At 71.8% G+C, this 10,790-nt stretch carries 11 protein-coding genes; 8 read left to right on the forward strand and 3 right to left on the reverse strand.

The window, feature by feature from the left end:
• From N869_RS09395 to istB, 3 genes are all read left to right on the forward strand, one after another.
• Nucleotides 1-242, forward strand: a 242-nt coding sequence (locus tag N869_RS09395; protein WP_035060673.1) for a transposase, incomplete at its 5' end; no start/stop codon positions are given.
• 345 nt (nt 243-587) lie between these two features.
• Nucleotides 588-1,961, forward strand: a complete 1,374-nt coding sequence (locus N869_RS09400) for a Mu transposase domain-containing protein (protein ID WP_035060675.1) — start codon at nt 588-590, stop codon at nt 1,959-1,961.
• The gene (gene istB, locus N869_RS09405) at nt 1,958-2,779 is read left to right on the forward strand and encodes an IS21-like element helper ATPase IstB (RefSeq protein ID WP_035060677.1); all 822 of its coding nucleotides are present in this window, start codon (nt 1,958-1,960) and stop codon (nt 2,777-2,779) included. The genes N869_RS09400 and istB overlap by 4 nt, the downstream gene beginning before the upstream one ends.
• Before the next feature lie 46 nt (nt 2,780-2,825).
• Here the strand turns inward: istB and N869_RS09410 are convergent, their stop codons facing one another.
• Both N869_RS09410 and N869_RS09415 read right to left on the reverse strand, forming a co-directional pair.
• Nucleotides 2,826-3,011 carry a DoxX family protein gene (locus tag N869_RS09410; protein ID WP_052105308.1) on the reverse strand — a complete coding sequence of 62 codons (186 nt, stop codon included), beginning with the start codon at nt 3,009-3,011 and terminating at the stop codon, nt 2,826-2,828.
• Nucleotides 3,012-3,057: 46 nt separating this feature from the next.
• Nucleotides 3,058-3,570: a MarR family winged helix-turn-helix transcriptional regulator gene (locus N869_RS09415; protein ID WP_198026024.1), complete on the reverse strand. Its 513-nt coding sequence runs from the start codon at nt 3,568-3,570 to the stop codon at nt 3,058-3,060.
• A gap of 112 nt (nt 3,571-3,682) precedes the next feature.
• On the opposite strand from N869_RS09415, the gene N869_RS09420 reads away from it, so the two are divergent.
• From N869_RS09420 to N869_RS09440, 5 genes are all read left to right on the forward strand, one after another.
• The gene (locus N869_RS09420) at nt 3,683-4,255 is read left to right on the forward strand and encodes an NADPH-dependent FMN reductase (protein ID WP_035060679.1); all 573 of its coding nucleotides are present in this window, start codon (nt 3,683-3,685) and stop codon (nt 4,253-4,255) included.
• Nucleotides 4,256-4,815: 560 nt separating this feature from the next.
• Complete coding sequence (locus tag N869_RS09425; protein WP_084136813.1) at nt 4,816-6,336, forward strand: pyridoxal phosphate-dependent decarboxylase family protein; 1,521 nt, start codon at nt 4,816-4,818, stop codon at nt 6,334-6,336.
• A complete protein-coding gene (locus tag N869_RS09430) occupies nt 6,336-7,655 on the forward strand; it encodes a lysine N(6)-hydroxylase/L-ornithine N(5)-oxygenase family protein (RefSeq protein WP_052105309.1) in 1,320 nt (439 codons plus the stop codon). The genes N869_RS09425 and N869_RS09430 overlap by 1 nt, the downstream gene beginning before the upstream one ends.
• A complete protein-coding gene (locus N869_RS09435; protein WP_052105310.1) occupies nt 7,652-8,194 on the forward strand; it encodes a GNAT family N-acetyltransferase in 543 nt (180 codons plus the stop codon). Before N869_RS09430 ends, N869_RS09435 begins: the two co-directional genes overlap by 4 nt.
• Nucleotides 8,191-10,011, forward strand: coding sequence for an IucA/IucC family protein (locus N869_RS09440; RefSeq protein ID WP_052105311.1), 1,821 nt, complete (start codon nt 8,191-8,193; stop codon nt 10,009-10,011). The genes N869_RS09435 and N869_RS09440 overlap by 4 nt, the downstream gene beginning before the upstream one ends.
• Nucleotides 10,012-10,034: 23 nt before the next feature.
• Here the strand turns inward: N869_RS09440 and N869_RS18835 are convergent, their stop codons facing one another.
• On the reverse strand, nt 10,035-10,709 hold the full coding sequence (locus tag N869_RS18835) for a VOC family protein (RefSeq protein ID WP_084136815.1): 675 nt from the start codon (nt 10,707-10,709) through the stop codon (nt 10,035-10,037).
• Nucleotides 10,710-10,790: the final 81 nt, after the last annotated feature.

Genomic DNA, 10,790 nt, shown 5'->3' on the forward strand with positions numbered 1-10,790 from the left:
CCCTCCACACCTGCCCCATCCCCGAAGTCGCCCGCCTCGGACGGACCCTGCGAGCCTGGCGCACCCAGATCCTGACCCACTTCGACACCGACGGCGTCTCCAACGGCGGCACCGAGGCCATCAACCTCATCATCGAGAAGACCCGACGCCTGGCCCACGGCTTCCGCACCTTCACCCACTACCGCCTACGCATCCTCCTGGCCGCCTCCGGCAACCGACCCTGGAGGCCCAACCACGCATAGATCCGAAGAGCCCTCAAGTGGGGTAGGCGACGGGTTCGGTGGTGTTGAGGATCCGGTAGATCTGTCGGGCTCCGTCTGGGCCACCAGCTGGGAGATGTTCCCCGGGAAGATCGCGACGAAGAGCGCGGCGACCACCCATCCGACGACCCGCCGGTACCGGCGAGGTGCGAGAAGCAGAGCAGCGCCCAGAACGACCTCGACGACGCTGACGGCGCTCAGGTGAATCTCCCCAGACCTGCTCACTGAAATTCCCCACCCGTGTGGCTCCGCCGGGAACGGCGGAGCCCCTTCGAGGCTGGCGGTCTCTGACCACTCGCCGGCCGATCGAAGGGGCTCCTGCTGCTCATGCTCACACGGGAGGAAGACATCGACGCGCACGCGTTGCACAAGCAGGGGTGGACGATCACGGCGATCGCCCGCCACCTGGGCCGTGACCGCAAGACCATCCGCGCCTACCTGACCGGGCAGCGGGTCGCCGGAGTCCGCGCCCGGCAGGGCCCGGACCCGTTCGCCCCCTTCAGCGAGTACGTCCGCGCGCGGCTGGCCGAGGACCCGCACCTGTGGGTCACCACGCTGGCCGATGAGCTGGAGGAGCTCGGCTGGTCCGGGGGCTACTCCACGCTGACCCGCCAGATCCGTGACCGGGGCCTGCGCCCGGTCTGCGAGGCGTGCCGGGGCCTGAAGGACCGCCCGGTGGCGATCATCGATCACCCGCCCGGCGCGGAGACGCAGTGGGACTGGGTGGAGCTGCCCGACCCGCCCGCGCACTGGGGGTGGGGCAAGACCGCGCACCTGCTGGTCGGCGCATCCTCGCACTCCAGCAGGTGGCGCGGGGTGCTGGCCGAGTCCGTGGAGCAAGCCCACCTGATCGTCGCCCTGCACCAGGTCGCCGAGCGGCTGGGTGGGCTGACCCGGGCCTGGCGGTTCGACCGAATGGCCACCGTCGCGACCCCGGGCACGGGGAAGGTCACCGCCACGTTCGCCGCGGTCGCCAAGCACTACGCCGTCACCGTGGAGGTCTGCCCGCCGCGGCGCGGGAACCGCAAGGGCGTGGTGGAGAAGGCCAACCACACCGCCGCGCAACGCATCTGGCGGTCCATGCCCGAGACCATCGACGGGTGCCCGATCACCGTCGAGCAGGCCCAGGCCCGCATCGACACCTGGCGCGCGGTCAAGGGCGACACCCGCCGCCGGGTCGTGCTGGACCCCGACGGCACGCACCGGGCCACGACCGTGGGCGAACTCGCCGAGGCCGAGCCGCTGCGCCCGTTGCCGGCACCGTTCCCGGTGACCACGCAGGTCGTGCGGACCGTCACCGCCCAGGGGCTGGTCGCCTACGCCGGGAACTTCTACTCCGCCCCACCCGAGCTCGCCCGCGCCCGAGTGACCGTCTCGGTGACCCACGGCACCGACGAGCTCCACATCGCTGCCGCCGCGACCCCAGCGGTGGTCCTGGCACGCCACCGCCTGATCGCCCCCGGCACCGGCGCGACCATCCGCACCGAGCACCACGTGGTCGCGTTGAACACCGCGGCGATGACCGCCACCGACACCGGGCCCCGCCACCGGCACAAGCGCCGCGTCCCGCCCGGACCGGCGGCCACCACCGCCGCCGACGCCCTGTGCACCCCCACCACCAGGCCAGGCTCCGCCGCCGACGTGGTGATCGACCTGGACACCTACGCCCGCGCCGCCCACAGAAGGAACACCCTCACATGAGCACCACCACCCCGATGACCGCCTCGCCCGCCTCCACCTACCAGCAGCTACGCACCCACCTGGCCACGCTGAAGCTGACCACCGCCGCCGAACAGCTCCCCGCGGTCCTGGACGCCGCGACCACCGAAGGGCTGTCCCTGACCGCCGCCCTGGAACGCCTGCTCGCCCTGGAGGTCGACGCGACCGAGGCCCGCCGCCTGGCCGGACGACTGCGGTTCGCCTCCCTACCCTCCCCAGCGACCATCGAAGGGTTCGACCTCGACGCCGCCGCCGGCGTCGACCCGGCCCTGATCGGGGAACTCGCGACCTGCCGCTACCTGGAGACCGCGACGAACGTGCTGCTCATCGGCCCACCCGGAACCGGCAAGACCCACCTGGCCGTCGGGCTGGCGCGCAAGGCCGCCGAGGCCGGCTACCGCACCTACTTCACCACCGCCGCGGACCTGGCCGCCCGCTGCCACCGCGCCGCGATCGAGGGCCGCTGGGCCTACACAATGCGCTTCTTCGCCGGCCCCACCCTGCTGGTCATCGACGAGCTCGGCTACCTGCCCCTACCCGCCGAAGCCGCCTCCGCCCTGTTCCAGGTCATCGCCCAGCGCTACACCAAGACCTCGATCATCCTCACCACCAACCGCGGCGTCGCGTCCTGGGGCGAGATCCTCGGCGACACCACCGTCGCCGCCGCCATGCTCGACCGCCTCCTGCACCGCTCCGTCGTCCTCAACCTCGACGGCGACAGCTACCGCCTACGCGACCACCACGCCCGCACCGACACCCTCCGACGCGCCACCACCGGCACCCGCCGACCACTAACCTGACACCCACACCCGGGTGGGGACTTTCACCAAGCAGCCCTGGGGAGATTCAGAGAGCGCCATCAACGCCCGAGGCAACGACCAGGACGTCGAGGTCCAGGGGGATCCACGGCGGGATCTGCGCCTGGAACTCCTCCCGGGCCACCGTCAGGTGACCGACCCCGGCAGTCGCCAGCACGCCGCCCAACGCCAGCCGCCCGAGCGTGCGGGCAGCGCCGTCACGGTCCCGGTCCATGAGCACTCCTCAGGTAGACAGACCAGTTGGTCGACCTGAGGTCGGGTCAGTCGTCCGCGCTGGCTGCGTCGGGTTGCGCCTGAAGGGCTTCGACGACTGTCTCGGCCAACGTCGCGAACGCGGCCTGCTGCTCCGGGTCCAGGGCGTCCAGGAAGCGCCGCCGCACGGACGCGACGTGGTGCGGCGCGGCGTCGACGATCACCCGCCACCCCTCCTCGGTCAGGGTGATCCCCGGTCCGCCGGGGCCGGGGGTGTCGGGGCGTGCGATGAGTCCGCGTCCTTCCATGCGGCGCAGCTGGTGGGCCAGGCGGCTGCGGGTCCACATGAGGCGCTCGGCGAGGTTGCGCAGACGCCAGTCGGTACCCGTCGTCTCACTGAGCGTCGACAGGACGTGGTAGTCCGGTTCTGAGATGCCTGAGTCCCGGCGCAGGTCAGCGGCCACCGCCGCATCGACGAGCTGCTTCAGCCGGCGGTAGCTCTGCCACGTCGCCGTCTCGCGGGGAGTGAGCCATACGGAACCCGCAGTCTGGGGGTCCGGGGTGGGTTCGGCGTCGGCCATCGCCCGATGCTACCGCGCGCATTGACGCATCAACCTCGGCCTCGATAACGTGATTGACGTGTCAACCGCTGGGCAGGGGCTCCGGCGGCGCGTCGAACCGAGGAGTGCCGCTATGGACGTCTTGCAGGTTGTCGTCACCAGTACCCGGCCGACCCGGATCGGCGGTGTCGTGGGCTCGTGGTTCACGCGCCTCGCGCAGGGGCACGGTGGCTTCGAGGTGCGGACCACGGACCTCGCCGAGCTCGAGCTGCCCCTGCTCGACGAGGAGGCCGAGCCCAACGAGCGGCGGTACACCAAGCCGCACACGCTCGCCTGGAGCGAGACGATCGAAGCCGCGGACGCCGTGGTGTTCGTGCTTCCCGAGTACAACTTCTCGTTCCCGGCCTCGGCAAAGAACGCCGTCGACTGCCTCTACGACGAGTGGCACTACAAGCCGGTGGGCCTGGTCAGCTACGGCAACACCTCGGGAGGGCTGCGCTCTGCGCAGGCGTTCAAGCCCGTGCTGTCGACCATGAAGATGTTTCCGCTGCCCGGCCAGGTGGCGCTCCAGTTCGCGGGTCAGCTGATCAAGGATGCAGAGCTCCACGCGAGCGAGAACCACGAGGCCGCGGCGAAGGGCATGCTCGACGAGCTGGCCTTCCTGTCGCCCCACTTCCGGGCCATCCGTGAGGCCCGAGCCTCATGACCGGCTGAGGGCGTCGGGACGCGGTGTGGTGCCCTGACGGCGCTGCCCGATGGCTTGCGGAAGGTGTCGCTGGTCACCCAGGATCGCTGTTGTGACGCAGTAGCCAGGGAGCGGTCAACTTGTCGCCGAAGATGGGTCGAGGGGCGGCTCAGAGCAGAGTCTGATTCCATTCGGATGGCGTTGCACATGGCTTTCAGAAGATGGCGGGACCCTCATGACGTACGACGCGCCATCCGGGATGCCCGCGCTCTTCTACCTGGGATCCGCCGCGATCATCGTTGCTGCACTCGTCGTGATCATCGGATCTGTGCGGGCACGTCGCATCGGCCGCGGCGCGGCAACGACGGGCCCGCGTGTGGACACTCCCCCGGAGTAGCCCTCTTCCCGGTCCGCTCCGGCCTGAGGCCTTGGCCCAGGCCAACGCTCGAGCGGTCGCCCCATCCTCCCCCGCGTCCCCCGCCGCGGCGCCAGGTGCTCCTGTGACCCGTCGCGAGACGCGGATTGACACGGCCCTCGTCGTAGAGATTAGGTGTGCCTTACCTAATCAAGCAGGAGGCGCTGTGAGCACTGCACCCGTCCACATCGGTGGACCGCCCCACCCCGTCGCCGCCACCGGCGAGCCGGCGCTGCTGGACGCCACGGGCGTCGAGCACCTCGCAGCCAACCTGGACCAGGCGCGCGACCTGCTCACCGCCGCGTTCGCCGGTCCGCGCACACCGTTCTCCGGGATCACCCCCGCCGAGTCCGCTGCCCTCGTGGGCGCGGTCGACCTGGACGACGCCCTGGGCGACACCGTCGCAGCGCTCGACGAGGTGCGGCGCCTGTACGTCGACCACGCGGTCTGGTTCGACCACCCCCACTACCAGGCGCACCTCAACTGCCCCGTCGCCCTCCCGGCCGTCGTCGCGGACCTGCTGGCCACCGCCGTGAACTCCTCGTTGGACACGTGGGACCAGAGCGGCCCCGCGACCCACATGGAGCGCCACCTGCTCACCTGGACTGCCGGGCGCATGGGGTTCGGGCCGGCGGCCGACGGGATCTTCACCAGCGGCGGCACCCAGTCCAACCTGCACGCCCTGCTCGTCGCCCGCGGTGAGGCCCTGGCCCGGGGCGCCGCCCAGCACGACCTGCGCGTCCTGACCACGGGGCACACCCACTTCAGCGCCCGCACCTCGGCGAAGGTCCTCGGTCTGGCGCCCGACGCCGTCGTCACCGTCGCCACAGAGCCCGGCGGCCGGATGGACCCCACCGAGCTCGACCGCACCCTCACCGACCTGCACCGGCAGGGCCGCACCGTCATGGCCGTCGTCGCGACCGCCGGCACCACCGACCTCGGCGTCGTCGACCCCCTCACCGCTATCGCCGGGACGTGCCGACGCCACCAGGTGTGGTTCCACGTCGACGCCGCCTACGGGGGCGGGCTGCTCGTCTCCCGACGGCGGCGCGCGCTGCTGGACGGCATCGAGCGCGCGGACTCGGTGACCGTCGACTTCCACAAGACGTTCTTCCAGCCCGTGGCGTCCAGCGCGGTGCTCGTCGCCGACCGCGCCACGCTGCGGCACGTCACCCACCACGCCCACTACCTCAACCCCCACGACGAGCACGCCGTGCCCAACCAGGTCGACAAGAGCATGCAGACCACCCGCCGGTTCGACGCCCTCAAGCTGTGGATGACGCTGCGCGTCCTGGGCCCGGACCGCATCGGCGACATGCTCGACACCGTCATCGACCTGGCCGCCCAGGTGCGGGACGACCTCGCGGTGGACCCCGACTTCGCCGTCGTCACCGGCACCGACCTCAGCACCGTTCTGTTCCGCTTCGAGGAGTCCGGCGTCGACGCCGCCGTCCTGGACCGCGTCAACCGCGAGGCCCGCGACCGGTTGTTCGCCACCGGGATGGCGGCCGTGGCCCGCACCGTCCTGGACGGCAGGACGTGGCTCAAGCTCACCCTGCTCAACCCCGCCACCACCCTGCAGGACGTGCGTCGGGTCCTGGACCTGGTGCGCGGGCACGCCCGCCACGCCCTCGCCGACCGCACCGGGCCCGGCCCGGGCGGCACCACCACCGGGAGGACCTCCTGATGCGCACCCACGACCTCATCGGGATCGGGCTCGGCCCGTTCAACCTGGGCCTGGCGTGCCTGGCCGACCCCCTGCCCCTGGACGCGGTGTTCCTCGAGGCGCGCGGGGAGTTCCGGTGGCACCCCGGGATGATGCTCGAGGACTCGACCCTGCAGGTTCCGTTCATGGCCGACCTGGTCACCATGGCCGACCCCACCTCGTGGTTCAGCTACCTCAACCACCTCAAGCAGCAGGGGCGCCTGTACCCGTTCTACGTGCGGGAGTCGTTCTTCCCGTACCGCAGCGAGTACGACGCCTACTGCCGGTGGGCCGTCGAGCAGCTCGACACCGTCGAGTTCCACCGCCACGTCACCGCCGTGGAGTGGGACGAGCCCACCGGCACCTACACGGTGCGGTCCGTCGACCCCAGGGACGGCACCCCCCAGGTGCACCACGGACGGCACGTCGTCGTCGGGGTGGGCAGCACCCCCTACGTCCCGCCGCCGCTGCGTGACCTGGACGGGCCCGTCTGGCACTCCGCGCAGTACCTGGACGCCCGACCCGAGCTGCTCGGACACCAGGACGTCACCGTCGTCGGGTCCGGCCAGTCCGCGGCCGAGGTCGTCAGCGACCTGCTCGCCCACGCCGGCCCCACGCACCGGGTGCGGTGGATCACCCGCAGCCCGCGGTTCTTCCCGTTGGAGTACACCAAGCTCACCCTGGAGCTGACGTCCCCCGAGTACAGCCGGCACGTGCAGTCCCTGGACCCCCGGCGCCGCGAAGACCTGCTGCGCAGCCAGGTGGGCCTGTACAAGGGCATCAGCGCGGACCTGGTCAACACCATCCACGAGCAGCTGTACCGGCGGTCCCTCGGGGACGCCGTCCCGGCCCAGCTGGTCGCGGCGTGCGAGGTCACGGGCGTGGTGCCGGACGGGGCCGGGCACCGGTTGCGGGTGCGCCACACCGAGCTGGACGAACGGTTCGAGCTGCGTACCGACGCGATCGTCCTGGCCACCGGGTACAGCCACGAGGTCCCCACGTTCCTGGACCCCGTCAAGGACCGGCTGCACCTGGACTCCCGCGGTCGCCTGGAGGCCGGCCCGACGTTCGCGGTGGACGTGACCGGCCGCGGGGTGTTCGTCCAGAACGCCGAGCTGCACACCCACGGGATCGTCGCCCCCGACCTCGGCATGGGGGCGTGGCGCAACTCGGTGATCCTGGCCGAGGTGCTCGGCTACCGCCCCTACCCGATCGAGCAGCGGGTCGCGTTCCAGCAGTTCGGGGTCCCCACCGACGCCGTGCCGCCCCGACCCGCGGACCTGTCGAAGGCGGCCCGGTGAGCACCGTGACGACCGTCGGCGCCCTCACGACCAGGCCCGTCGACCTTGACGCGGACGTCCCCGTGGTGCACGCGTGGGTGACGACCGACCGGGCCCGGTTCTGGGGCATGCGCCACGCGACCGTGCAGGACGTCCGTGACGACCTGGCCGCGACCCTGGCCGACCCCCACCGGGACGCCCGCACCGGCCTGCACGACGGGGTGCCCGCGTTCCTCCTCGAGACGTACGACCCGACCCACCACGAGCTCGCCCAGCAGGTGCCCGTCGGGCCCGGTGACCTGGGCATGCACCTGCTGGTCGGCACCCCCGTGGTGCCGCTGCGCGGGTTCACCCTCGCGGTGATGCGCACCGTCATGGCGCACTGCTTCGCCGACCCGGGTGTGCGGCGCGTCGTCGTCGAGCCCGACGTCCGCAACCACCGCATCCACGCCCTGAACGAGGCCGTCGGTTTCGTGGTCGACCGTGAGGTCGCGTTGTCCGACAAGCGCGCGCTGATCAGCGTGTGCACCCGCACCGCGTTCGAGAGCAGGACCCGATGACGACCCTCACCCTGCCGCAGGCAGACCCGGCCCCGCCCCTCGCGCACCTGGACCCGCTCCGCATGGACCGTGCGCACCGCGCCCAGGTCGCGAAGACCCTCGCCGAGCTCACCCACGAGCAGCTCCTCACCCCCCGCCCCGACGGCGACGCCGGCGGTGCCCGGTGGGTGCTCCACGGCGACGACCCGCGGGTGGTGTGGCGCATGCGGGCACGCGTGCTGCCGCTGGACCACTGGGTCGTCGACCCGGACAGCCTCACCCGTGAGGTCGACGGCCGGCCCGCACCCGTCGACGCCCAGCAGCTGGTCCTGGACGTGCGCCGGACCATCGGGTTGGACGCCCGGGTGCTGCCCACCTACCTGGAGGAGGTCGCGGCGACCCTCGCGGGCCGGGCGTGGAAGCTGCGGCCCGACGCCCCGTCGGCGCGGGACCTGCTGGATGCGGACCTGCAGGCGACCGAGGCCGCGATGACCGAGGGGCACCCGTGCTTCGTGGCGAACAACGGCCGGGTCGGGTTCGGCCTGGACGACTACCTGCGCTACGCCCCGGAGACCGGCGCGTGGGTGCACCTGGTGTGGGTGGCGGTGCGGCAGGACCGGTGCGTGTGGGCGCACGTCGACGGCGACACCCCGCGGCAGGCCCTGCGCGGCCAGCTCGACGCAGGGGAGCTGGCACGCTTCGACGGCCGCCTGCGGGACCTGGGCCTGGACCCCACCGAGTACGTCCTGGTGCCGTGCCACCCGTGGCAGTGGCAGAACAAGATCGCGGTCACGTTCGCCCCGCAGGTCGCCGCGCGGGAGGTCGTCCTGCTCGGTGAGGGCACGGACGCCCACCAGCCCCAGCAGTCCGTCCGCACGTTCTTCAACGTCGACCACCCGACCCGCCACTACGTGAAGACGGCGTTGTCGGTGCTGAACATGGGCTTCATGCGCGGGTTGTCACCGGCGTACATGCAGGTCACACCGGCGATCAACACGTGGGTCGATGCGGTGGTGGGTGCGGACGGCACCCTGCGGGCGGCCGGGTTCACGGTCCTGCGAGAGGTCGCGGCGGTCGGGTACCGGCACCCTCTCTACGAGCAGGCGGGGCCGTCCCCGTACACGAAGATGCTCTCCGCCCTGTGGCGCGAGAGCCCTGTGGGGCGGCTGGGGGCGGGGGAGCGTCTGGCGACCATGGCGTCGCTGCTGCACGTCGACGACGACGGGGTCCCCCTGGTCGTCGAGATGGTGCGCGCCTCCGGTCGTGACCCCCGCGACTGGGTCGCCCGCTACCTGGACGCCTACCTGGTGCCGGTACTGCACTGCTTCTACGCGCACGGCCTGGTGTTCATGCCCCACGGGGAGAACGTCATCCTCGTCCTGGACGACCACACCCCCACCCGCGTGATCATGAAGGACATCGGTGAGGAGGTCGCGGTGTTCGCCGACGGGCCCCTCGCCCGCCGGGGCGCGGTCCCGGCCGAGGTGTCGCGCGTGGTCACCGACCTCGCCCGCGAGCACCAGCTGCTGGCGGTGCAGTCGGACGTGATCGACTGCTTCCTGCGGTTCCTCGCCGGCGTCCTCGACGAGGCTGGCGTGCTGGGCGCGGACGCGTTCTGGGCGCAGGTCGCCCGGTGCGTGCACCGCTACCAGGACACCCACCCCGAGCTCGCCGACCGGTTCACCGGGCACGACCTGTTCACGCCCACGTTCCCCCGCATGTGCATGAACCGGCTCCAGCTGCGGGACAACCAGCAGATGGTCGACCTCGCCGACCCGACGTCGGCGATCGTCCTGGCCGAACCGCTGGTCAACCCCCTGTTCCCCCACCGCAGATGAGGGGCAGGGTCAGTTGAGGGGCGTCACCAGCAGAGGCAGAACGGGTGCCCGGCGGGGTCGGCGTAGACACGGAACGTGTCACCGGTGTCCTCCTGCAGCAGGCGCGCACCCAGCCCGAGCACCGTCTCGTGCGCGGCGGCGATGTCCGGCACCCACAGGTCCAGGTGCATCTGCTGGGGTGGTTGACCGTCCGGCCAGTCCGGGGGCACGTGGTCGGGGGCGAGCTGCACCCCGATGCGCGGCTCACCGTCGACCATGACCATGTGCCAGTCGTCCTCGGCCTCGACCGTCCCCCCGAGCACACCGGCCCAGAACGTGCTCTCCGCATCGAGGTCGGCGGCGTCGAACGCGACCACCTGGAACCGGATGTCCAGCCCGTCGTCGACCGACGACGGGGGTTCGGCCTCCACCCCCATGGCGCGCGCCGCCGCGGAGACCTGCCGGGCGAGCATCACGTCCCTGTCGGTCAGGCCCCCGACGTCGTGCGACACCACCCGGACCGTCACGTCCGTGTACCGCAGGTCCACGTCCGGGTGGTGGTCGGCGGCGTCCGCGAGGGCCCCGATCGTGTCCACGAGCTCCAGACCCACCGCGAACGACCCGGTGTGGAACCGTGCCGACGCGCCTGATGGCCGCACCTGCCAGTCCTCCACGCCGTCGGCCTCGTGGAACTCCTGCGGGCTGATGATCCCGGTCATCCCCCCAACCTACGCACAACCACCCCACCCCACACCCCCACCCGCCCCCGCACCCTGGCGTCGAGATCGTGAGTTTCGGTC

The organism is Cellulomonas bogoriensis 69B4 = DSM 16987, assembly GCF_000767165.1.
Taxonomy (GTDB): domain Bacteria; phylum Actinomycetota; class Actinomycetes; order Actinomycetales; family Cellulomonadaceae; genus Actinotalea; species Actinotalea bogoriensis.